Here is a 22757-nt window from a genome sequence, read left to right as displayed (position 1 = left end):
TGCGCACGAAGCCACCTGAACATCTTAAAACCGTCACCAGCGGTTCTCTGCCAGCGTCATGAACAACGCATCGACAGAATGCGACACAGTTCACCCCAGAGAAATGCAGATCAGGTTTTTAGGAGCGCGGTAAATGCCCGAGTTATTCCACTACATGCAGCAACTGGTCAATGGCCTGACCATTGGCAGTACGTATGCATTGATCGCCATCGGCTACACGATGGTGTACGGCATCATCGGAATGATCAACTTCGCCCACGGCGAGGTGTACATGATCGGTTCCTATGTTGCTTTCATGGCGCTTGCCGGCCTGGCGATGCTGGGTATCCACAGCCTGCCGTTGCTGATGATTGCCGGCTTTGCCGCGTCCATCATCGTGACCAGTGCCTACGGCTACAGCATCGAGCGTGTGGCTTACCGCCCGTTGCGCAACAGCAACCGTCTGATTCCACTGATTTCTGCGATCGGCATGTCGATCTTCCTGCAGAACTCGGTTCAGCTTTCCCAGGGCTCTGGCAACTTCGCCATACCCAACCTGTTCCCCGGCAGCCTTTCGTTCGGTCCGGGTGGCGCGCAGGAAGTGTTGATTTCCTACATGCAGATCGTGGTATTCGTCGTCACCCTGCTAGCCATGACCGGCCTGACCCTGTTCATTTCCCGCTCGCGAATGGGCCGCGCCTGCCGCGCCTGCGCCGAGGACATGAAAATGGCCAACCTGTTGGGCATCAACACCAACAACATAATCGCCCTGACCTTCGTCGTCGGCGCAGCACTGGCTGCCGTAGCGGCCATGTTGCTGAGCATGCAGTACGGCGTGATCAACCCCAGCGCCGGCTTCCTGGTCGGCCTGAAAGCATTCACTGCCGCAGTGCTGGGCGGGATCGGCTCCATTCCCGGCGCAGTGCTGGGTGGCTTGGTGCTGGGCGTCGCCGAGGCCTTCGGTGCCGACATTTTTGGTGATCAGTACAAGGACGTTGTGGCTTTCGGCCTGCTGGTCCTGGTGCTGCTGTTCCGACCGACCGGTATTCTGGGTCGTCCGGAGGTTGAGAAAGTATGAGCAAGTCTTTCAAACAGGCGCTGTTCAGTGCCGCCCTGGTCTGGGCCGTGGCATACCCGGTATTCGGTCTGAAACTGGCCTTCTCCGGCGTTACTCTGCAAGTGCAGAATGCCAGCCCGCTGACCCTGACCATCATTGCAGTGTGTTCGGTCCTGCTGTTTTTGCGGGTGCTGTTTGCCGAGCAGATCAGCGGCATGCGTCGCGGCTCCGACAAACCGCTGATCCCACAGAAGACCAGCGACTTTCTTACACAGCCAGGCACCCAGCGCTGGGGCTTGGCTGCATTGATCGTGCTGGCGTTCATCTGGCCGTTCTTCGGTTCGCGTGGCGCGGTAGACATCGCCACGCTGATCCTGATCTACGTCATGCTCGGCCTTGGCCTGAACATCGTGGTCGGGCTGGCGGGCCTGCTTGACCTGGGCTATGTCGGTTTCTATGCAGTCGGCGCCTACAGCTATGCCCTGCTCTCGCACTACTACGGGCTTGGCTTCTGGATCTGCCTGCCGATTGCGGGCTTGATGGCGGCGCTATTCGGGTTCCTGCTCGGGTTCCCGGTATTGCGCCTGCGCGGTGACTATCTGGCCATCGTGACGCTGGGGTTCGGTGAGATCATCCGCATATTCCTGCGCAACCTCACCGACATCACTGGCGGTCCGAACGGCATCAGCAATATCGAAAAACCGACCCTCTTCGGCCTGACCTTCGAGCGCAAGGCGGCTGAGGGCATGCAGACGTTCCACGAGTTCTTCGGCCTGCCGTACAACTCGATCAACAAGGTCATTTTTCTCTACCTGATAGCCCTGCTGCTTGCACTGGCGGCCCTGTTCGTCATCAACCGTCTGCTACGCATGCCGATTGGCCGCGCCTGGGAAGCGCTGCGCGAAGACGAAATCGCCTGTCGCGCACTGGGGTTGAACCCGACCGTGATCAAGCTCTCGGCCTTTACGCTCGGCGCAGCGTTTGCCGGTTTCGCTGGCAGCTTCTTCGCCGCGCGGCAGGGTCTGATTACCCCGGAATCCTTCACCTTCATCGAGTCGGCAATCATTCTGGCCATCGTCGTGCTGGGCGGCATGGGCTCGCAACTGGGCGTGATTCTTGCGGCCATCGTGATGATTCTGCTGCCTGAACTGATGCGAGAGTTCAGTGACTACCGCATGCTGATGTTCGGCGCACTGATGGTGCTGATGATGATCTGGCGTCCTCAAGGCTTCCTGCCGATGCAACGCCCTGAAATGAAATTGAAAGCGGAGCTGCCGAAATGAGCCGCCCATTGCTGCAAGCCACAGACCTGAGCATGCGTTTCGGCGGCCTGCTGGCGGTCAACGGCGTGGCCCTGACAGTCAACAAAGGCCAGGTCGTGTCGATGATTGGCCCTAACGGCGCCGGCAAGACCACGGTGTTCAACTGCCTGACCGGCTTCTACAAACCCAGCGCTGGCACCATCCTGCTGGATGGTGAGCCGATTCAAGGCCTTGCCGGTCACCAGATTGCCCGCAAAGGCGTGGTGCGGACCTTTCAGAACGTTCGTCTGTTCAAGGAAATGACCGCTGTGGAAAACCTGCTGGTTGCCCAGCATCGGCATCTGAATACCAATTTCCTGGCGGGTCTGTTCAAGACCCCGGCCTTCCGCCGCAGCGAGCGCGAAGCGATGGAGTACGCCGAGCACTGGCTCGAAGCAGTCAACCTCAGGGAGTTCGCAAACCGACCTGCCGGCACGCTGGCCTACGGTCAGCAACGTCGTCTGGAAATCGCCCGCTGCATGATGACCCGTCCGCGCATCCTGATGCTCGACGAGCCAGCAGCCGGGCTGAACCCTCGTGAAACCGACGACCTCAAAGCGCTGATCGGCGTGCTGCGTAGCGAGCATGACGCGACCGTCCTGCTGATCGAACACGACATGAAACTGGTTATGAGCATTTCCGACCACATCGTGGTGATCAATCAGGGCACGCCTCTGGCAGACGGCACACCGGAACAGATTCGCGACAATCCTGACGTGATTAAAGCCTACCTGGGGGAAGCGTAAATGTTGCAGTTTGAAAACGTCTCCACCTTCTACGGCAAGATCCAGGCACTGCACAGCATCAACGTGGAGGTACGTCAGGGCGAGATCGTCACCCTGATCGGCGCCAACGGCGCTGGCAAATCCACCCTGCTGATGACCCTGTGCGGATCGCCTCGCGCTCACAGCGGCAGCATTCGTTATATGGGCGAAGAGCTGGTCGGTCAGGAATCGTCAGTCATCATGCGCAAGAGCATCGCCGTGGTGCCGGAAGGCCGCCGTGTGTTTGCGCGCCTGACAGTCGAAGAAAACCTGGCAATGGGTGGCTTTTTCACGGAAAAGGCTGACTATCAGGAACAGATGGACAAGGTCCTGCAGCTCTTCCCGCGCCTCAAGGAGCGCTTCAATCAACGTGGCGGCACCATGTCCGGTGGCGAACAGCAGATGCTCGCCATCGGCCGTGCGTTGATGAGCAAACCCAAGTTGCTGTTGCTCGACGAGCCATCGCTGGGTCTGGCACCGATCATCATCCAGCAGATTTTCGAGATCGTCGAACAACTGCGTCGCGATGGCGTGACTGTGTTTCTGGTAGAGCAGAACGCCAACCAGGCCCTGAAAGTCGCCGATCGCGCCTATGTACTGGAAAACGGCCGCGTGGTCATGCAAGGCACCGGTGAAGAACTGCTGGTCGATCCGAAGGTGCGGGATGCGTATCTGGGCGGGTAAGCGCATTAACGTTCAGAAACAGGATGGGCCACGATAATTATCGTTACCACGCTGCGCGTGGTAACGCCTTTCCTGACGCTGCGCGTCGCACTGCGGCCCTGCGATGTCATTGATGTCTGCTTCCGCTCAGGTCAGCGCTTCGTAGTGACCCGAGCAGGTATGCCCCCCTTGTGATGCACCTCCAGTCTGAGTAACGTGGCGGCACTTGTCTGGAGATCACACCATGTTTGCTGCCCGTTCCGTCCTCGTATTTGCCCTTCTACCGCTATTCGCCGGGTGCCAGTTGCTCGGCAGACAGGCCGATGAGCCGAAGGTCTCCACGGCAGGCATGCTCCGTATGCAGGGCGATCTGACGGGCGATGGTGGCCAGTTACTGTTCAAACCATGCAACGAGCAGCGCCGCTACGTGGTCAAGGATCGAGGCAATACCGGCGTGTTGCAGGAAGCCGCTTCACTGGCCGACACTCAGGGCAAGGCGTTTGCCGACCTGCGCGGCAACTTTACCGCGAGTAAGGCAGGCAACAGCGACGGGCTGCTGGACCTGCACCAACTGTATCGTGTCGAGCGCCCCGGCCAAGGCTGTGAAGACCCTAATTTCAAACGCCTGACACTGCACGCCAGTGGCAATAAACCAGCGTGGAACGTCAACGTCAGCGGCAAGGGCATGGTGCTGGAACGTGAAGGTGCCGAGGCACTGGCGGTGCCGTATGTCGAAGAGAAGCTACCCGATGGCAGCTTCAGCATCAGCAGCGAGGCCAACCATCAGCGTATCGAGCTCTGGGTTGCGCCGCAGCGTTGCGTAGACAGCGTGAACGGCTCGGTGCAACACCTGACCGCCGAGCTGCGCATCAACGGCCAGGCCCAGCGTGGCTGCGGTTATTACGGCGGTTCGCGCGACGACTGACCAGCAGACTCGCCGCCAAAGGGGTTCAGCGCTTATAATCGTCGGTCTTGTAGTGCTGTCGGGCTGAACCTGCGGCCCGAAAACTGGACCCCTTAATGTTACGAATCACCGAACTCAAGCTGCCGATCGATCACCCGGAAGAAGACCTGCGCGTTGCGCTCCTGCAGCACCTAAGCATCGACAGCAGCGAACTGCTGGACTTCACCCTCTTCAAGCGCAGTTACGATGCGCGCAAAAAGTCCTCCGAGCTGTGCTTTATCTACACCATCGACTTTCAGGTCAGGGATGAAGAGGCACTGCTGCGCAAGCTGTCCAATGACAGCCACGTGGGCCCTGCGCCCGACGTCAGCTACAAGGTGGTCGGTCATGCTCCCGAAGGCCTGACCGAACGTCCGATCGTGGTCGGTTTTGGCCCGTGCGGTATCTTCGCCGGGCTTTTGCTGGCGCAGATGGGCTTCAAGCCGATCATCCTCGAGCGCGGCACCGAAGTACGTCAGCGCACCAAGGATACTTGGGGCCTGTGGCGCAAAAACGTCCTCAAACCCGAGTCCAATGTGCAGTTTGGCGAAGGTGGTGCCGGGACATTTTCGGACGGCAAGCTCTACAGCCAGATCAAGGACCCGAAATTCATCGGTCGCAAAGTGCTGCACGAGTTCGTGAAAGCCGGTGCGCCGGAAGAAATCCTTTACGTCAGCAAACCGCACATCGGCACGTTTCGCCTTACAGGCGTTGTCGAAAACATGCGTCACCAGATCGTGGCAATGGGCGGTGAAGTGCGCTTTCAGCAGCGCGTGACCGACCTGATGATTGAAGATGGCCAACTATTGGGCGTTCAGCTGGACAGCGGTGAGCAGATTGAGTCCCGGCACGTAATTTTGGCGCTGGGCCACAGCGCTCGCGACACATTCCGCATGCTGCACAGTCGTGGCGTGTACATGGAAGCCAAGCCCTTCTCGGTGGGCTTTCGTATCGAGCACCCGCAATCATTGATCGACCGGGCTCGCCTGGGCAAGTACGCCGGCCACCCGAAACTGGGCGCAGCCGACTACAAGCTGGTACACCACGCCAGCAACGGCCGCTCGGTCTACAGCTTCTGCATGTGCCCTGGCGGGACCGTGGTTGCCGCAACTTCGGAGCCAGGCCGAGTGGTGACCAACGGCATGAGTCAGTACTCGCGCAACGAGCGCAATGCCAATTCGGGCATCGTGGTCGGTATCTCTCCAGAGCAGGACTACCCTGGCAGCCCGCTGGCCGGTATCGAGTTGCAGGAACGCCTGGAATCCCACGCTTACCTGCTCGGCGGCAGCAGTTATGAAGCCCCGGCGCAACTGGTCGGCGACTTTATCGCAGGCCGCGCGTCGACCGCATTGGGCAGCGTCGAGCCTTCGTACAAGCCAGGCGTGAAGCTGGTGGACCTGGCTGACGCCCTGCCCTCCTTCGCCATCGAAGCCATTCGTGAGGCACTGCCCGCGTTCGACAAGCAGATCAAAGGCTTCTCGCTGCATGACGCAGTGCTGACCGGAATCGAAACCCGTACCTCGGCGCCGTTGCGCATCACCCGAGGCCCGACCCTGCAAAGCCTGAACACCAAAGGCCTGTACCCAGCTGGTGAAGGCGCAGGCTATGCGGGCGGCATCCTGTCGGCAGGCGTGGACGGCATACGGATTGCGGAAGCACTGGTGCGAGACATGCTGGGAATCGAAGGCTGACTCAAGCCTGTTATCGCACTGCTGCTCACAGGCGCGACAGTCGAGATTATCGTTCCTCACGCTTCAGCGTGGGGAATGCCTTGCGTGATACAAAAAGCCACAAAGAGGACGCAGAGCGTCCAGAGCTGCATGCCGACGCTGAGCATCGGCACGATAGTCATAGTTGAGATCATCGTGCCCTACGCTCCAGAGTAGGAACGCTTTGCATGGCAACCCATCCCAGACATAAAACAAAAAACCCCGAGCATTTCGGCTCGGGGTTCTGATGTACATCGCTACAGATCAGTGAGTGACGCGGCTGGTACCGTTGACGCTCATGATGCGAACGCGTTCGCCGACCCGGAAAATCTCGTTTTCCTGCACCTGCTGAACATAGGCACGCATGCTGCCGTCGTCCTCGCGCACGGTGATTTCAACACCCTGTGTGCGGGTCAGGCCTTCTTCGGTCGCTGACCCCAGCAGACCACCGGCCACAGCGCCTATGACTGCTGCCACGATGCTGCCGCGACCGCCGCCGATCGCACTGCCGCCTACGCCGCCGACAACAGCGCCCGCAGCGCCGCCGATAGGCGTCTTGGTGCCTTCGATCTTGACCGGGCGCAAGGACTCGATGGTCCCCATGCGAACAGTCTGTACGGTCCTGGCCTCGTCACGGGAATAGGAATCACCGGTCAGGTTCGAAGTACAGCCGCCCAGCATCAGCGCCATCGCAGTGAATGAAGCAACCAGAAAAGCAGACTTGCGCATAAAGGGTATCTCCAGGGGGACCAGTGGCCATTAGACTACCCGACAAAGGCGCTGTCACGATCACCGATCCGCAAATTAAGTTCATTCAGGCGTCATACAGCGAGCGACTGTACAAAGCTCAGACGATTCGGCAAGCGATTAATTCAATCACGGAGCCAGACGTTCGCGTGCCCACTTGCCGTTGATCAAACGATAGTTCAAACGGTCGTGAAGGCGACTGGATCTTCCCTGCCAGAACTCGATCCGCTCGGGCAGCAGACGGTAGCCGCCCCAGTGCTCCGGGCAGTGTGGCTGGGCGTCTGCGAAACGCTGTTCGGTTTGTCTGATCAAGCCTTCCAGTTCGTCACGATCGGCAATTACCTGACTTTGCGGAGACGCCCAAGCGCCAAGACGGCTGCCCAACGGCCGAACCTGGTAATACGCATCGGATTCCTGCGCGCTGACTTTCTCGACCCGACCTTCGATGCGCACCTGACGCTCCAGCGTCGGCCAGAAAAAGGTCATGGCCGCGAATGGACGTGCAGCCAGTTGCTGGCCCTTGGCGCTGTCATAGTTGGTAAAGAAGGTAAAGCCCTGGGCATCAAGGCCCTTGAGCAGTAATACACGGCAATGCGGACGCCCGTCTTCATCGACGGTAGCCAGGGTCATGGCATTGGCCTCGACCGGTGGCTGTTCGGTTTTTACGGCTTCCTCGAACCACTGGTGGTACAGCGCAAAGGGCTCGTCCGGCGCCTGCGCTTCGGTCAATCCGTCACGCGTGTAGTCACGGCGCATGTCAGCCAGCGTCTGGGTCATGGTTTCATTCCTGCGCAGATATCATGAACGTTAGCTAACTCTCGTTACCAGGCCCGGCGCTCGCCGTTATCACATATTCTTTTTTGATTCTGGCCGAAGCCAGTGGGAGCGAACCGGACGACGCTTCGCTCCCACGGCCTTCAGGCAGGAGCCTGAACAGCCTCAATTCTCAGGCTGTTCAGGACTTGTGTATAACGCAACGCGCGGAGCGTGGAGACGAGAGTCGTTGAGGTAATCGGGCCTCAGTTGTTGGCCTGGCCGTCATCTTTCTTGGCTGGCGTTGCTGTCTTGGCCGGGGCTTTTGCAGCAGCTTTGGTCGCTGCCGGCTTCTTCGCCGCTGCGGTTTTGGCTGGCGCGGCTTTCTTGGCAGTACTGGCCTTGGCCGGAGCCGCTTTCTTGGCGGTGTCTTTCTTCGCAACGACGGCTTTTTTTGCTGGCGCGGCGGCTGGTGCCGGAGCGGCAGGCTTGACGTCCTGCGCTGCAATCATGGTCGGTGCAACAGGCGGCAATGCGTAGCGGGCCATCAACACGCGCATGGTGTCCTGCGGCGTCATGAGGATCTCGACACGGCGGTTGAGCGCGCGGCCTTGCAGGCTGTCGTTGGCAGCACGCGGCATTACCGCGCCCATGCCACGCAGGCTCAGTCGGTTACGTTCCAGACCGCTCAGGCGGAAGATCGCTGCAACAGACTGCGCGCGCTCCTGGCTGATTTTCTGGTTGGCTTCGGTCGGGCCGGAGGTGTCACCGTGGCCGAGAACCAGCACGGCAGTTTTCTGGTCGCCTTCGACCACTTTAGCCAGACGGGTGATCGGGCCAAGTGTGTTGGGCAGCAGCATGGCCGGGCGATCAGGGTTGAACGAGCTGTCTACCGGCGCGGTGATCGCCAGCAGGTCTTCGCGACGCTCCAACTGGAACGGGCTGTCCTTGATAGCAGCGCGCAGACGCGGTTCGTACTCGTCCAGCCAGGCCTGGGTCACTTTCGGATCAGGCGTCGGCAGCGCTTTGGGTTGGTCCGTCTTGTCTGCACTGCCGAACGGCCACCACCACTTACTGTCGGTTTCCGACTTGGCAATCAGCGGCGCGGCCGGTTTGTCGGCAGGCTTGCTGGCAACCGCGTCAGGCTTTGCCTGGGCGTTGTCGTTCGAGCCAAACGGCCAGTACCAAGGCGCGCTGCTTTCAGCACCCGCCGCAGGTGCCGGTGCCGCAGCAGCCTTGGCCACAGGTGCCGGAGCCGGAGCCGGAGCCGGGCTCGGCGCAGGAGCGTTTGCAGCAGCGCCTGTATCGGAAGACTCGCTGCCAGAACCGAACTGCCACCAATGGCCTCCGGATGCAGCAGAGTCGGACTGAGGGGTTTGAGCACAGCCGGTAACGGCGATACACAGGGCAAGAACGAGGCTTTTATTGGACGACATGGTTGACCCGCAACGGTTTTGATCAGACAGAAGGACGTGACTACGCCGGTATAACATGCATAAAGATGCAGTTGGAAAAAGAAACCGTCGTACGGTTCCTGTTACAGCGATTTAACTGACAGTCGGTATGAAACAAGCACTTATGACCGATACTTACTGCAAACACTCACGCAATACTCCAACCAGTTTCTGAGCGCGCGGGTCCATCAGGATGTAGGGCCCTAGCGTGTTGGTGACAAAGCCGAATGCCACTTCGTAGTCCGGGTCGGCAAAACCGACGGAACCGCCAGCACCCGGATGACCGAAAGCCTTGGGGCCCAGGCCGAACGTGGCGTTGGGCACTGTCGGCTGATCGAGCATGCAGCCCAGCCCGAGGCGGGTCGATGTCAGCAGGGTCTTGTCCTGGCCGATACTGTGCTCACGGGTCAGCTCGTTGAGCAGATCGGCCTCGAGCAGGCTACCGTCGAGCAAGCCGTTATAGAAGCCTGCCAGACTACGTGCATTGCCGTGACCATTGGCTGCCGGTTGCTGCATGCGACGCCACTCAGGCTTATTGGTGCTGGTCATGATCGAGGGTGGGTTGGTGAAGGCTTTGGCAGTGATGGACGCAGGCTCGCGCATGGTCGCTTGCAGCACGCGCTGAGCGGCAGCATCGCCCGCATTGCCTTTACCGCGAGCGATATGTGCTACCCGGTAAAACTGGTCATCGGCCAGCCCTACATGGAAATCCAGCCCCAGCGGACGTGAGATTCGCGCAGCAATGGACTCGCCCGGGCCACGACCGTCGGCGCGACGCAGCATCTCGCCCACCAGCCAGCCATAGGTGATCGCGGCATAACCGTGGCCCTGCCCTGGCGTCCACCAGGGTTGTTCGGCGGCCAGCGCCGCCGTCATGGTGGTCCACTCATACAGCGCTTCGGCAGGCAGTTGCTCGCGCAACGCAGGTAGCCCCGCCTGATGGCAGAGCAATTGACGCAAAGTGATCGACGCCTTGCCGGCCGCGGCAAATTCAGGCCAGAGCCTGGCGACGGGTTCGTCCAGCTTCAGCTTGCCTTCTTCGACCAGTTGCAGCACTGCCACGCTGGTGAACGTCTTGGTGCAGGAAAACAGGTTAGCGAGGGTATCCGTGTGCCAGGCTTCGGCACCGTCCTTGTCGGCCGTACCGGCCCACAGGTCAACGACCGTCTGGCCGCCGATCTGCACGCACAGGGCGGCGCCGCGCTCTTGAGGATCCTCAAAAAGCGCCGCAAAGGCTTCACGCACTGCTTCGAATTGAAGTTCGTAATGACCCTGAATCTGCAACGGCTGACTCCTGCTGGCGTTACCGAGCCTTATGACAGGCGTAATGGGCGCGTATTGTTCCAGCGATCAAGCGCTTTGGGAACAGACGTGAAACCCTCTTCATCTTTGACTCAGGAAATCTCGCGGCGAAACGGCGGTAGTGCATTGAGAATCGCCTTGCCGTAACGCTGAGTGACGACGCGGCGGTCCAGCAGGGTAATGGTGCCGCGATCCTCTTCGGTACGCAGCAACCGGCCACAGGCCTGAACCAGACGCAACGATGCATCGGGCACGGCGATCTCCATGAACGGATTGCCACCGCGCGCCTCGATCCACTCGGCCAGCGCGGCCTCGACCGGATCGTCCGGCACGGCGAAGGGAATCTTGGCAATCACCACGTGCTCGCAGTACGCACCGGGCAAGTCGACGCCCTCGGCAAAGCTGGCCAGCCCGAACAACACGCTGGACTCGCCGCTGTCGACGCGTGCTTTGTGCTTGTTGAGGGTTTCCTGTTTGGACAGGTTGCCCTGAATGAACACCTGCTTGCGCCAGTCACGGTCCAGGCCATCGAACACGTCCTGCATCTGCTTGCGCGACGAGTACAGCACCAGCGTGCCCCGCGAGCCTTCCACCAGACCGGGCAGGTCACGAATGATCGCCGCTGTGTGGGCCACCGAGTCACGCGGATCGGCCTTGAGGTCCGGTACGCGCAATACGCCCGCATCGGCGTGATGGAACGGGCTGGGCACCACCGCAGTAACAGCACATTTCGGCAGGCCGGCGCGCATGCGATAGCGATCGAACTTGCCCAGCGCGGTCAGGGTGGCCGAGGTCACCAGCGCGCCATAGGCGATGTTCCACAAATTGCGGCGCAACATTTCAGCCGCCAGAATCGGGCTGGCATTGACCTCGATATCGAACAGCGCACCGCTGTCGGCCAGGGTCAGCCAGCGGGCCATTGGCGGACTGTCTTCCGGGTCTTCGGCGGTAAACGCCGTCCACAACTCCCAGTTGCCGTGAGCACGGGCCAGCAGACTGCCGAACAGCGGATACCACTCTTCGGCCTGATGGCTGGCGATGCCGATGTTGACTTCGCCGTCCATGCCTTCTTTAAGCAGTTCAGTCAGGCGCGTGAACAGATCGTCCAGACGCGCAAAACCTTTTTTCAGTTCGATGCCCATCTCGCGGATGTGCTCGGGGATAACACCGCCGACAAACCGGTGACGTGGACGCTCGCGGCCCTGCATGTCCTCACCGGGACGGAAATCTGCCAGTTGCTCGCAGGCGCCGAACATGAACTGCTGGTGGCCCTTAATCTCGCGGGCCAGCTCAGGAACCTGTTCTATCAGCTTGCCCAGATCGCCGGGCAACGGATGCTGGGCCAGTAGCTTGGCGAGGTTCTTGGCGGTCTGCTCCAGCCAGTCAGCGGTAGATTTCAATCGGGTGTAGTGGGCAAAGTGGCCGATGGCTTTGTCTGGCAGGTGATGGCCTTCGTCAAACACGTACAGCGTGTCACGCGGATCGGGCAACACTGCCCCGCCACCCAGCGCCAGATCGGCCAGTACCATGTCATGGTTGGTGACGATTACGTCGACCTTGCCCATCCCTTCGCGCGCTTTATAGAAGGCGCACTGCTGGAAATTGGGACAGTGACGATTGGTGCACTGGCTGTGATCGGTGGTCAGCCGCGCCCAGTCCTGATCGGCCAGTTCTTGCGGCCAGCTGTCGCGGTCGCCGTCCCACTTATTGCCGGCCAGCTTTTGCAACATACTGGTGAACAGCTTCTGACTGGCCTCATCGACCTCGATCTTGAAGCCTTCTTCCTCGAACAACTGCGCAGTAGCGTTAGTTGCGTCACTTTCCTGGAGCAGCATGTCGAGTTTGGACAGACACATGTAACGACCGCGTCCCTTGGCCAGAGCGAAGGTGAAGTTCAGACCGCTGTTGCGCATCAGGTCCGGGAGGTCCTTGTAGACGATCTGTTCCTGCAGCGCGACGGTTGCCGTGGCAATTACCAGGCGCTTGCCCGCCGCCTTGGCGGTCGGAATCGCGGCGATGGCGTAGGCCACGGTCTTGCCGGTGCCAGTACCCGCCTCGACCGCCACTACCGCAGGATCGCCCGAACGACGGCCCTCTTCATCGGTGTCGATGTCCCCCAGCACTTTGGCGACTTCAGCGATCATCAATCGCTGGCCATAGCGCGGCTTGAGGCTCTTGGCTTCGAGGAAACGCGAGTAGGCGCCCTGAATCTGGGTTTTGAGTTCGGTACTGATCATTGGCTTCGGTTCGGGGGCACGACTATAAAGGCTGGATAAATTCTCAGTGGTTCTGAGTCGGCGCTATGATAGCGCGCTAAATCCATCCGCGCAGAACGGAGTGTCCGATGACCGCTTTTTCTACTGTTTATACGCTGCATGTGCTGGCTGCCCTGATCTGGGTTGGCGGCATGTTTTTCGCCTGGATGGTATTGCGCCCAGCAGTCATTGCAGCACTTGAAGGCCCGGCCCGCTTGAAACTGTGGGTCCAGGTGTTTCCGCGCTTCTTCATGTGGGTCTGGGCAACCATCGTAGTATTGCCGATCACCGGTATCGGCATGATCCAGCTCAACTTCACCGGCTTTGAAACCGCGCCGCGCTATGTGCAACTCATGATGGGGTTGTACGTCGTGATGGTCGCGCTGTTTCTTCGGATCCACTCATTGCAGTTGCCGGAACTGCGTCGGGCCGTGGAAGCGGAGCAATGGCCAGAAGGTGCAGCGGCACTGGGCAATATCCGCAGGCTGGTCGCTATCAACCTGACCATAGGCCTGGCGGTTGTCGCGCTTGCTGCTGCTCGTCCGGGCTTCTGAGACGAAACGGAACATCACGGGGCACTGGAGGTGACATCGCGCACAGCTTGCGAGCAGTTTCCTGGCCGTTCGGTCATCTTCTCGGGCTGATAATCAGCACATTCAACATCTTGAAACACTTTGGCATGAGCTGTGCAAACGTTTGCGATCAGCAGTACGCGGCCAGCAGTACGTGATCATAAAAAGGAGCTTCAATGCCAAAGCAGTTTTTCATCCAGCCCGCAGCACCCTGCAACATCCTGACGCCCCTGCTGCTCGCGGCAGCCGCCACATTGCTCTGTTCCGCTGCACAGGCTCAGCCTGCGGCGCCGGAAGACTCCGCTCAGGGCGAGGCGCTGAGCCCGCCAGCCTCGCCCAAGGAAGGCAAAGGCGCGTACTTTTCAGACTGGTTCAATCAGGACCTGACGCTGATCGGAAGCAAGGACATCAGCTTCGGCCCCAAGCCCAACGATGACATCTATCTGGAATACGAGTACTTCGGCCGCAAGGGGCCGTTTGAACTGTACGGCTATGTGGACGTGCCGAAGATCCTCGGCATCGGCAATGATAATGACAAAGGCGTCTGGGATCATGGCTCGCCGCTGTTCATGGAACACGAACCGCGCATCTCCATCGACTACCTGGCAGGACGCAGCCTGGCCGTAGGGCCGTTCAAGGAATGGTACGTTGCGTTCGACTGGATCTACGACCACGGCAGCAACTCGGCCAACCGTGCGAACACGCTGTACAGCGGTTTCGGTACTGACATCGACACGCACTCGCGGGTCAATCTGTCGGCCAACCTGTACGGTCGCTACCAGTGGGAAAACTATGGCGCCAGCAATGAATATTCGTGGGACGGCTATCGTGCCCAGCTCAAATACATTGTGCCGATCAGCAAGTTCGACAACGGCGCTTCGCTGACCTACATAGGCTTCACCAATTTCGACTTCGGCTCGGACCTCAAGAACGATCCGGCTCGTACAGGCAATTCAACGGTGGCCACCAACGTGCTGCTCTACGCTTTCACTCACCTTCGCTTCACGCTGGTAGGGCGTTATTTCCATAACGGCGGCAATTGGGAAGACGGTAGCGAACTTAACTTCGGCGAAGGCAACTTCCGCGCCCGCTCGGACGGCTGGGGTTACTACGCTGGCGTGGGCTATCAGTTCTGATCATGACTTTGACGACAGGAGTTTTCATGAAACACATCACCCGTAATGCACTCTGCGCCACGCTGGCCCTGCTCAGCCCTGGCATCTGGGCGGCCGCCGCCCCCGTTACGCCCAAGGTCATGCTGGTAGCCATGTTCGCCCCCGAGGCGCAGAACTGGATTGATCGCCTGCACCTGACCAAGGAAATCCAGGTGCCGGGCCTTGCCGCCGAATACCCGGCCATCCGCTGCAACGATCAGGATGTCTGCCTGCTGGTCACCGGCATGGGCCAGACCAACGCCGCCGCCTCGACTCTGGCGCTGGCGCTGTCACCGCAGTTCGACCTGCGCAAAACCTACTTCATCGTCGCCGGTATTGCCGGGATCAACCCGCATTACGGCTCTCTGGGCACCACCGCCTGGGCGCATTACCTGGTGGAGTTCGGCACCCAATGGGAAATCGATTCGCGCGACGTGCCCAAGGACTGGCCGACCGGCTACCTGGGCATCAACACCAAAGGCCCGAACGAGAAACCACCGCTGGATTACAAGACCGAAGTCTTCGAACTGAACCCAAAGCTTCAGGCCAAGGCGTTCGCGCTGTCGCAAAAGGTTGCACTCAGCGAGAGCAAGGAATCGGCGGCGTGGCGCGTCAAATACCCCTACGCACCGGCCAATCAGCCGCCACAGGTTACCCAATGTGACACCGTGGCCGGCAATACCTGGTTTTCAGGGACGCGCTTGAGCGAGCGGGCAGAGGTCTGGACCAAACTGCTGACAGACGGCAAAGGTGAGTACTGCACCACCCAGCAGGAGGACAACTCCACGTACGAAGCGCTATTGCGAGCCAGCAAGGCTGGCAAGGTCGACGTCAGCCGCCTGGCGGTGGTGCGCGCCGGCTCCGACTTCGATCGTCCGTATCCGGGTTACAGCGAAGTGGACAACCTGCTCAAGTACGCCGATCAGGGTGCATTCGTGCCAGCACTGGAAAACCTGTACCGCACCGGCAACCCGCTGGTGCAGGCAATTGTCGGCGACTGGAAGAATTGGGAAAAAGGCGTACCGCAGTAAAACCGTTATGCAATGACGACTGTTCGGAGCACAGCCTTGCGCCAGCTCCGGACGGTGCATAGAGGTTTACAGGCGCTGCAGAAGCAACGAGCCCGCAGGACCGGCAACGCCCGGCTGGCCAGGCTCGCCTTCTTTACCCGCCTTGCCGCCATCTGCGCGGTAAACGAAGCAGCCCTTGGACGCACCGCCTTTGCCGGCCTTGCCACCCTCGCCGCCTTTGCCCGGCGCGCCGCCCGCCACATTCACCTTGATGCGATCAGCCGGAAAGCTCTGCGGCAACTCCAGTCGGACCTGAGCGCCAGCGGCCCCGTCACGGCCAGTGCTACCGTTTTGACCGTCATGACCACGCCCGGCCTGACCCCAGGTGCAACCCGGTGCTTCGCCGGTGCCGCCATCAAGACCGACATACCCCGGGCTGCCCGCTCCGCCGCGCGCGTCGATCGATAATTCTTCCGCATCCAGGTTTTGCAGCCGCAGCGTCAGGTTGCGTCCAGGCAGCGCCGGTTTTTCGAACGTGCCCGGTGCGCCGCGCGCCGTGATCTGGCTGCCGGTGCCGAAGTTGCCGCGTACCACCACCAGATTAAAGGCCTGCACACCAGGAACGATGGCAATGCGCGCTTCGTGCCCCAATACCAGCTCGCCGATCTTCACATCGTCGATATTGGCCGGGATCAGCAAGGTGCCGTAATCGGACACCTCAAGACGATCCAGCTGCAGAACACTGCTGTTGCCGGGCAAACGCATGAGCGAGTGCGGCGCAACAATGATTGCCTGGGCCATCGCCAGAGGGCTGAACAGTGCCGCGAGCAGAACGAGATTACGCATGAGAGTGCCCCGAAGCCGAACGGCTGATGGATTGCAGATGGAAGATGCCGAACAGAATGATTTTGCCTCGGTCCCGCCACGGGTGCCTGCGACCGCGCAGGCTGCCGTTGAACAGAATCAGTTCCAGCAGATGAGTCAGCAGCAGGACCGCGCCCGCCATGTCGATCATCACGCCGAACGGGCTGGGCGCTTCAAACAGCGCATTGGCCAGTACCACCAGCCAGAAGCCCAGCATCAACAGCTTTCCCAGCCCCCAAAACACCTTCATCGCCTGCCCCTTGTCATGATCCGTTCCGAAAGCAAAGTCTGCGCACGCTTTTCGTCGCCGCACAGTAGACGTGCTGTTCAGCGAATATGCCAGCAGTGTATTGAAAAAGATCGAGCATGGAGCATTCTCATTGTTCAGGGAGCGTCAGGCCTTATGCCGGCGGCTGTTCAGAGGCGGTCCGGCAGGCTAGTCTTGTCAACCAACCAGAGGACTTTCGATGACCGTCGGCTATTCCACTCGCACCCCACAGCAAGCGCTGGCCGCCCTGCTCGACCGGTACGCGCCAGAGCGTCTGCTGCTGATCGGAACGCAGGCATTTCCTGCACTGCAGGCCTTTCAGGAGGCGCATCCGCAGACCGAAGTGTCGCTGGCCGAACCTGGCACGCTGCCTGCGCACCTTGCCGCGCAGCGTTTTGACCTGGCACTGGTGGTCGATTGTCTTGAGCATATTCCCAAGCAGACCGGGCTGGAACTGCTGGGCGGTATCCGCAACCTGAACGCCAGCCGCATCGCGGTTCTGGCAGACCTGAAGGCCTGCGGCTGGCGGGAGACCGACTTCTATGCGCTGGCCCTGCAGTCCAGCGAGTGCTTCGCCCGCGATGATCAGGTGCTGAACCTGTTCACCTACGACCTGCGCGAATATAAACAGGTGCCCGATTGGCTGAACGCAAAATTCTGGGCCAACCCGGAAATGTTCGGGAAGTACTGGTGGTAAACCCTTGAATATCAAGAGCTTACCTAACCATGATTACCAGCGTCAATACGCCCGTGCAGGGCCAACTGTCACCAACCTGTCACCAGCCTTGTCACCAACGACCAGACCAGCACCTTTCCATCTGGCATTACCGGCGTTCAGGGATCTACTACCTAAGGGTGCGTCCAAGGGGTTGCTCTACCCGTAGCCTTACCATCTCTCTTAGATCTACCGATAGGCAGACCGCTATGCAGTTCTCCAAGGACATCCTCAAGACATTGGCTGTGTTCCACCTCGACCAGCCTGAGGCTTCATGGGACAACCTCAGGGAACGCCTGAAGGAGATCGCGGAGGATGCACTACAAGGCCATAGCGAGGACTCAAGGGGCCTCTACATGGAACTCTATGACCAGATGAGCAACCATCTTGCTGAAGCTACCTCGCTTGGTCGATTCAATGCGAACCAGCAACGAGCCATAGGCACAGGCCAGAGAGTGCTGAGAGCTGCTCAGGAGCGTCTCGAAGGTCGCCCCGAGGAACTCACAGGGATCATTGGGGAGCTATCTTGTAGCACGTCTGTAGCCCCATCTCCGTCCCTATCTGTATTACGCTCCGATGAGCCGATGACCTTTGAGACCCTCTCAGGGCTATATCTGGTCGAACGAACAGGCAACGTCACCGCGACTACCCATAAGTCTGTTACGTCTGCCTGCCGAACCCTCAGTGGGTTACTTGGAGATTTGAACATCAAGACTCACACGAGGGCGGATATGGTCGCCCTTAAGGAAAAAGTCTTAAAGGGCCGCAAGCCTCTGACGTCCAATAAGCTTCTGACCCAGCTATCAACTGTCATGGGCTGGGCGGTAAACAACGGCTATCTCGATAGGTCATTCGACAAGGGACTGAAGATCGAGAAAGGCGCTGAGAGTACCCGTAAGCCGCTCACTCAAGATCAAGTGGTCAAGATCATGGATCACGCCAATGACCTGGCTGAAGACGACTGGAAGCGTTGGGCCTTGTCTATCGGGGTTCTAACAGGTGCCCGCATAGGCGAGATCTACCAGTTGACCAAGGAAGACATCAAGCAAGTCGATGGCATCACGGTCATTGATATTAACAAGGATGAGAATGGTGGTAAGACCCTGAAGAATAGCTTCTCTGTGAGGCAGGTGCCGCTCGTCGATGGAGCCTACGGGTTTTCCCTTGAGGTATTCCTTGAGTGGATCGACGCCAATGAAGGCCGACTGTTCAAGGTAAAGGAACACTCATTCAATAAGCCACTCAATGAGGCTCTCAGGAAGCCCTTGGGGTTGGCTTCTGGTGGCAATCAATCTTTCCACTCGCTACGGCACTCCATTACGGGTCTCATGAAGGCCGCTGTGATTCCTGAAGGTATCGCGCAGGCAATCACCGGGCATAGCTCAGGGACGATTACTTATGACCTGTATGCAGGGTCTCAGAAGCTGCCTGTGAGGACGCTCCATGAGGCTCTCGTGAAAGCGTTCGGGGCTTGAGACCGGCTGGATTTTCAGCCGATTACAAAGACCAAGGAGGACGCACCTATCCGTGCTTCAATCTGGACCGACACCACACCGAATGTCTCCTCACAGGCTACAGTGCCAAGATGCGCATGGCCGTGATCAAACGCTGGCATGAGCTGGAGGAAATGGGAGATGCTACTGGGCTGGAATTACAGCCGAGTTCAAATGAGGCCATCGTTAGGTCCATCTCAGGTCTCCAAGCGGAAGTGATGAGCCTGAGGGATCTGATTACTTGAGCATTTTGAAAATGTCCCAAGCGATAGCACCTATGAGTGCAAAGCCAGTGAGCGCCCAAAGAGCCTTCATGAAACCACGTCTTGCTCCATTTATTGAAGGTCGCATGCCTGACGTGATAACTGCTCCAAAGAAATTGATTATCAACTGCGCGCCCATCAGCTTAAGGATGAGGATTGTGTAGGGCATAGTGCCTCCTTGCAGACACTCCGGCTCGAAAGTCATTGTGCCACCACTCAGCGATTGGTGTCGCTAAAACCCCTCACTGTTGCCACAGCGTCGTGGCGATAAGATGAGGGCCACACCATGCGTTCCAAGTATCACCGCCACCTCGACTTCGAAGCCAAAACCATCTTCCACGTTGATCCAGCCACAGGCGAAGTCATCAACCACAATGAAATGACGCTGCCCAAGAATCCCGAGGAAGAGTTACAAGTATGGGCTGCCGAGCGCAGAGCCGACCCAGTTCTCTCCAAGGACACCCACACGGCTCTCACAAATCTCCCAGCTCTGACCACCAGCACCCAAGCCAGCCCAAGTGATTCTTGCAAGGCAACCCGAGGACGCCCAAGGACTGCTTACCCGAACCCAGCCGCTGCCTATATGTACCTTTTTGCGATTCCCGATCCGTTGCCGTGGGTAGACGACATTGTTACTGGGTCGATCATCACCAGTGCCGGGGTCACCAACGGAAAGATCAACGTCAAGCGCCGAGCGGTTATTAATGCGTTGTTCCTTTCGGAGATCACAGCGGAAGCCTGCAAGACCGATGAGATGACTTTGCGAACTGCCCAGCGTATCGCCAAGGCTGCTCGACATGCTGCTCATGGGATCGCTTCTTACGTGGAGAGGCACCCAAGAATCAAGGCAGAGATCGACGTGGAAGCTCTATTCCGGGCTTCTTAGAGATAGCGACGGATAATAGAAAGAAAACTATTAGGGCAACATCCATCTTAAAGATCCCTTCCAGCTTATCGACACCTGATCGACCAGTTCTGATGAGGAGGGGTAATTAATAATTAAAACCCCTTCTTTTCATTTATCTCTAAGAAATCTTTAAGGAGGACTCACATGAACACCTATCCAGCAAAGGAATTGCTTAAAGAACATGACCTGATTGCTTTGTCTCGGGTCTTCCCGCCAGCCTCAAGGGGTCAATTGATCATTGTAAAGAATCTACTCACCGATCATAGAGCAAACTTCAGAAGCTATGAAAACGGAATGGTCTCCTTTGATATCGACGCTCTGGTTCGTGAAGCATCCTTAAAGGGCTCTTACAAGACTGGCGAAAGGATCATTGAACTGGTCTCGGCTGGACTCAATCTACAGGCACTTGCAAAGACGCCTTTGAAAATCCCAATGGTCGGCAAAGAGCCAATTTCGATCAGACTTTGAAGTATCAGTCAAGGTGTCGTTTAAACCCCTCACTATTGGGACAGACACCAAACCCAATAAAAATATTCTCTATCCCAGCTACAGCGACCGTCGCCACGGTTGTCCATAAAGATGCCCTTTCAGGTTCCGCCATTTCCTGTTAGATCATCTGCAACAACCCAAACCCCAGAATCTATTAGTCAGCTTTAGTTGAGGCCTCGTGGTCTTCTCTCCTTGGCCGTCTGGTCGTGTGCCTCAATGGCGCTAAGGCTGACTAATGGATCAACTCATAGGAGATCCAAACAAATGAAAATCACAATCACAGAAGTCCTGAAGAATGAAGTAACTGTGTCGGGGCAAGTCCTGAACCGTGAGTACGTAGAAAACATCATGCTGCCTATGTTGGTCGCTCAATGTGGCACCGTTAAGAGTCGCCAATTCGAGATCGTCCAAGTGTTTGATGAGGCCGGTCTTTCGCTCAAAGCGATTCCTGATGTTGCCCGCGAGTACCACGGAGACAAAGCCGCAAAGGCATCTGAGCGAGCGCGTCAACAACGTGAAGCCGATGCCCATGCCGAGCGCTGCCGTGAGTGGACGCCTCGTGAACTGGCTCAGGCCAAAGCTGACAAGGAAGCCCGCGCCGCTGCCATTCGTGATCAGGGTGCCCGTGTCCGTGCGGCATCCCGTGGTAACTCCGGCTGGTAAACCAAGACCGAACTTCAATCATCTAATTCAGGAGAAAATTCTATGAAACCTAATCAGTACGTAGCACCACATGTAGACACCGTTAAATGGAACATCAACGCCATTGACGATAACAACGCATCAATCCACTTCAGCACTTCCGATGTACGAGCAGAGACACTTGCAAGCACCGATCCATCGGTCTATGTGCAAGCTCTTGTGGAAGCCGCTGAGGACTTCTTGAATGGCGATGAGTGGCGCGAAGCTGCTATGGAGAGAACCCCTTGCGAATTCCGCCCTGCGGGTGCTGAGGCTACCGGCCAACAAGTCATCACTATGGCTGATCGCTCCGTCAAGTTCGACCCTCGCAAGAACTGGGATAACCAAACCATTAGCAAGGGCGAAGTATTGGCCGGGTCGATCATCTTTACGGAACCTACCGATTCCGCTTTGGTTATCAGTCACCGTGTGACGATCCTCGACCATAACTTGATTGCTGGTTTTACTGAAGCGTCGATGGCTCAAACCGCTGACAAGATCTTGCGTGACATTGAGTTAAGCGCAGCGGGTAAAATCGCTGGCATCCTTTCGACCGCTCCAAGCACCGAGGTTTTCTCTGAAGTTAAGCCAACAGGCAAGCCTGTAGAAATCGCGGAGGATCTTATTGACCTCCTAACGATGCACATCAATCAGACCGTGGGCACCTCTTTGTCTGACTTCGTGGTGTTGCTGCCTGTGTCGATGGTGGCTGTACTTGAGCGTGCTGCCCAGCGTGCTGGTGTGGGTGAAATCGAGAACCTTATTGGCGCGTCTGTGCAGCCTTATAGTGGTACTGACTACGGCCTGTTCTTGCTGCCGAAGATGTTCACCTCTCTGAGCTACCGTGAGAACCGTGAGGGCGACATTTGGAAAATCCTTGCGACCCGTAACGGCAATGCCCAGGCGTGGGACATTGAGATTATGACAACTGTAGACATCGTGGCTAACGGCAAGGTCAAGGTGAAGCTGACCGAAGATGGTCTTCAGACTGAAACTGTAGCGTTCCCGATGATCACCAACGTGAAGCTGTTCACTCCGGTGTCGGGCGTATCCCTCAAGGTCTCCTCTAAGGACCTCGCCGTGGGTGCTTCATACTCAAACGCTGCCACTGTGTCCCCTGCAAATGCCACCAATCAGAGCATCACATGGACCACATCTGATTCGTCAGTAGCAACGGTATCCCCAACGGGTTCTGTAAAGGGTCTCAAAGTGGGTAAGGCGACAATCAAGGTAACGACTGCTGATGGTGGGTTCTCGGCGTCCTACACCGTGAATGTAACTGCCGCTGCTTAACAAAGTTTGAAAGATGACCCGTAAGACCGGCCCGAGAGGGATCGGCAGGGTCACCGCTACACCTGCCCGTCGCTGGGCAATCAACCAATCCAGTCTTTCTGGTAGTGCCTTTCATGCCACG

Annotated in this window: 24 protein-coding genes; 16 read left to right on the top strand and 8 right to left on the bottom strand. The window is 58.3% G+C overall.

Annotated features, from left to right (window positions below; translation table 11 throughout):
* Positions 1 to 133 precede the first annotated feature (133 nt).
* The 6 genes from livH to POR16_RS06115 all read left to right on the top strand — a co-directional run bounded on the left by livH (position 134) and on the right by POR16_RS06115 (position 6398).
* Positions 134 to 1057 carry a high-affinity branched-chain amino acid ABC transporter permease LivH gene (livH, locus tag POR16_RS06140; protein WP_005889445.1) on the top strand — a complete coding sequence of 308 codons (924 nt, stop codon included), beginning with the start codon at positions 134 to 136 and terminating at the stop codon, positions 1055 to 1057.
* Positions 1054 to 2319 carry a high-affinity branched-chain amino acid ABC transporter permease LivM gene (locus tag POR16_RS06135; RefSeq protein WP_005889444.1) on the top strand — a complete coding sequence of 422 codons (1266 nt, stop codon included), beginning with the start codon at positions 1054 to 1056 and terminating at the stop codon, positions 2317 to 2319. The genes livH and POR16_RS06135 overlap by 4 nt, the downstream gene beginning before the upstream one ends.
* The gene (livG, locus tag POR16_RS06130) at positions 2316 to 3083 is read left to right on the top strand and encodes a high-affinity branched-chain amino acid ABC transporter ATP-binding protein LivG (protein WP_005889442.1); all 768 of its coding nucleotides are present in this window, start codon (positions 2316 to 2318) and stop codon (positions 3081 to 3083) included. The genes POR16_RS06135 and livG overlap by 4 nt, the downstream gene beginning before the upstream one ends.
* Positions 3084 to 3785, top strand: a complete 702-nt coding sequence (locus POR16_RS06125) for an ABC transporter ATP-binding protein (protein ID WP_024690233.1) — start codon at positions 3084 to 3086, stop codon at positions 3783 to 3785.
* A 223-nt stretch (positions 3786 to 4008) separates the two neighbouring features.
* Positions 4009 to 4689 carry a COG3650 family protein gene (locus tag POR16_RS06120; protein WP_005889438.1) on the top strand — a complete coding sequence of 227 codons (681 nt, stop codon included), beginning with the start codon at positions 4009 to 4011 and terminating at the stop codon, positions 4687 to 4689.
* 95 nt (positions 4690 to 4784) lie between these two features.
* Positions 4785 to 6398: an NAD(P)/FAD-dependent oxidoreductase gene (locus POR16_RS06115; protein ID WP_005889437.1), complete on the top strand. Its 1614-nt coding sequence runs from the start codon at positions 4785 to 4787 to the stop codon at positions 6396 to 6398.
* Between the two features lie 282 nt (positions 6399 to 6680).
* On the opposite strand, the gene POR16_RS06110 is transcribed toward POR16_RS06115, so the two are convergent.
* The 5 genes from POR16_RS06110 to dinG all read right to left on the bottom strand — a co-directional run bounded on the left by POR16_RS06110 (position 6681) and on the right by dinG (position 12909).
* Positions 6681 to 7145 carry an outer membrane lipoprotein gene (locus tag POR16_RS06110; protein ID WP_024669263.1) on the bottom strand — a complete coding sequence of 155 codons (465 nt, stop codon included), beginning with the start codon at positions 7143 to 7145 and terminating at the stop codon, positions 6681 to 6683.
* 147 nt (positions 7146 to 7292) lie between these two features.
* Positions 7293 to 7940 (bottom strand): pyridoxamine 5'-phosphate oxidase, encoded by a 648-nt coding sequence (pdxH, locus tag POR16_RS06105; protein WP_005889435.1) that lies wholly within the window; start codon positions 7938 to 7940, stop codon positions 7293 to 7295.
* A 242-nt stretch (positions 7941 to 8182) separates the two neighbouring features.
* Entirely contained in the window at positions 8183 to 9352 is a 1170-nt protein-coding gene (locus POR16_RS06100) for an OmpA family protein (protein WP_005889433.1), read from the bottom strand.
* A 153-nt stretch (positions 9353 to 9505) separates the two neighbouring features.
* Complete coding sequence (locus tag POR16_RS06090) at positions 9506 to 10654, bottom strand: EstA family serine hydrolase (RefSeq protein ID WP_005889431.1); 1149 nt, start codon at positions 10652 to 10654, stop codon at positions 9506 to 9508.
* 110 nt (positions 10655 to 10764) lie between these two features.
* Positions 10765 to 12909, bottom strand: coding sequence for an ATP-dependent DNA helicase DinG (dinG, locus tag POR16_RS06085; protein ID WP_024669259.1), 2145 nt, complete (start codon positions 12907 to 12909; stop codon positions 10765 to 10767).
* 107 nt (positions 12910 to 13016) lie between these two features.
* Here dinG and POR16_RS06080 point away from each other — a divergent pair, with 107 nt between their 5' ends.
* The 3 genes from POR16_RS06080 to POR16_RS06070 all read left to right on the top strand — a co-directional run bounded on the left by POR16_RS06080 (position 13017) and on the right by POR16_RS06070 (position 15684).
* Positions 13017 to 13481: a CopD family protein gene (locus POR16_RS06080; protein ID WP_005889425.1), complete on the top strand. Its 465-nt coding sequence runs from the start codon at positions 13017 to 13019 to the stop codon at positions 13479 to 13481.
* Positions 13482 to 13675: 194 nt separating this feature from the next.
* A complete protein-coding gene (locus POR16_RS06075) occupies positions 13676 to 14635 on the top strand; it encodes a nucleoside-specific channel-forming protein Tsx (protein WP_005889423.1) in 960 nt (319 codons plus the stop codon).
* A gap of 26 nt (positions 14636 to 14661) precedes the next feature.
* On the top strand, positions 14662 to 15684 hold the full coding sequence (locus tag POR16_RS06070) for a purine-nucleoside phosphorylase (RefSeq protein WP_005889421.1): 1023 nt from the start codon (positions 14662 to 14664) through the stop codon (positions 15682 to 15684).
* A gap of 66 nt (positions 15685 to 15750) precedes the next feature.
* Here POR16_RS06070 and POR16_RS06065 read toward each other — a convergent pair whose 3' ends face one another.
* On the bottom strand, positions 15751 to 16509 hold the full coding sequence (locus tag POR16_RS06065) for a hypothetical protein (protein ID WP_005889419.1): 759 nt from the start codon (positions 16507 to 16509) through the stop codon (positions 15751 to 15753).
* Positions 16502 to 16777, bottom strand: coding sequence for a DUF1145 domain-containing protein (locus tag POR16_RS06060; protein ID WP_005889417.1), 276 nt, complete (start codon positions 16775 to 16777; stop codon positions 16502 to 16504). Before POR16_RS06060 ends, POR16_RS06065 begins: the two co-directional genes overlap by 8 nt.
* 217 nt (positions 16778 to 16994) lie before the next feature.
* On the opposite strand from POR16_RS06060, the gene POR16_RS06055 reads away from it, so the two are divergent.
* The 3 genes from POR16_RS06055 (at position 16995) to POR16_RS26985 (ending at position 19248) form a co-directional block, all read left to right on the top strand.
* The gene (locus POR16_RS06055) at positions 16995 to 17492 is read left to right on the top strand and encodes a DUF6231 family protein (protein ID WP_005889415.1); all 498 of its coding nucleotides are present in this window, start codon (positions 16995 to 16997) and stop codon (positions 17490 to 17492) included.
* Positions 17493 to 17719: 227 nt separating this feature from the next.
* Complete coding sequence (locus POR16_RS06050) at positions 17720 to 18985, top strand: site-specific integrase (protein WP_005889405.1); 1266 nt, start codon at positions 17720 to 17722, stop codon at positions 18983 to 18985.
* A complete protein-coding gene (locus tag POR16_RS26985) occupies positions 18982 to 19248 on the top strand; it encodes a Rha family transcriptional regulator (protein ID WP_081023803.1) in 267 nt (88 codons plus the stop codon). The genes POR16_RS06050 and POR16_RS26985 overlap by 4 nt, the downstream gene beginning before the upstream one ends.
* Here POR16_RS26985 and POR16_RS06040 read toward each other — a convergent pair.
* Positions 19241 to 19435, bottom strand: coding sequence for a hypothetical protein (locus POR16_RS06040; protein ID WP_005889403.1), 195 nt, complete (start codon positions 19433 to 19435; stop codon positions 19241 to 19243). The genes POR16_RS26985 and POR16_RS06040 overlap by 8 nt on opposite strands.
* Before the next feature lie 117 nt (positions 19436 to 19552).
* Between POR16_RS06040 and POR16_RS06035 the strand changes: the two genes are divergently transcribed.
* The 4 genes from POR16_RS06035 to POR16_RS06020 all read left to right on the top strand — a co-directional run bounded on the left by POR16_RS06035 (position 19553) and on the right by POR16_RS06020 (position 22636).
* The gene (locus POR16_RS06035) at positions 19553 to 20152 is read left to right on the top strand and encodes a hypothetical protein (RefSeq protein ID WP_005889401.1); all 600 of its coding nucleotides are present in this window, start codon (positions 19553 to 19555) and stop codon (positions 20150 to 20152) included.
* Between the two features lie 165 nt (positions 20153 to 20317).
* Complete coding sequence (locus tag POR16_RS06030) at positions 20318 to 20641, top strand: hypothetical protein (RefSeq protein ID WP_005889398.1); 324 nt, start codon at positions 20318 to 20320, stop codon at positions 20639 to 20641.
* Between the two features lie 285 nt (positions 20642 to 20926).
* Positions 20927 to 21325 (top strand): hypothetical protein, encoded by a 399-nt coding sequence (locus tag POR16_RS06025; RefSeq protein ID WP_005889397.1) that lies wholly within the window; start codon positions 20927 to 20929, stop codon positions 21323 to 21325.
* Positions 21326 to 21367: 42 nt separating this feature from the next.
* The gene (locus tag POR16_RS06020) at positions 21368 to 22636 is read left to right on the top strand and encodes an Ig-like domain-containing protein (protein ID WP_005889396.1); all 1269 of its coding nucleotides are present in this window, start codon (positions 21368 to 21370) and stop codon (positions 22634 to 22636) included.
* Positions 22637 to 22757: the final 121 nt, after the last annotated feature.

The organism is Pseudomonas coronafaciens pv. oryzae str. 1_6 (assembly GCF_000156995.2).
GTDB lineage: Bacteria > Pseudomonadota > Gammaproteobacteria > Pseudomonadales > Pseudomonadaceae > Aquipseudomonas > Aquipseudomonas tremae.
Note: the sequence above shows the minus strand (reverse complement) of the source record. Positions and strands in the feature narration are given on the sequence as shown.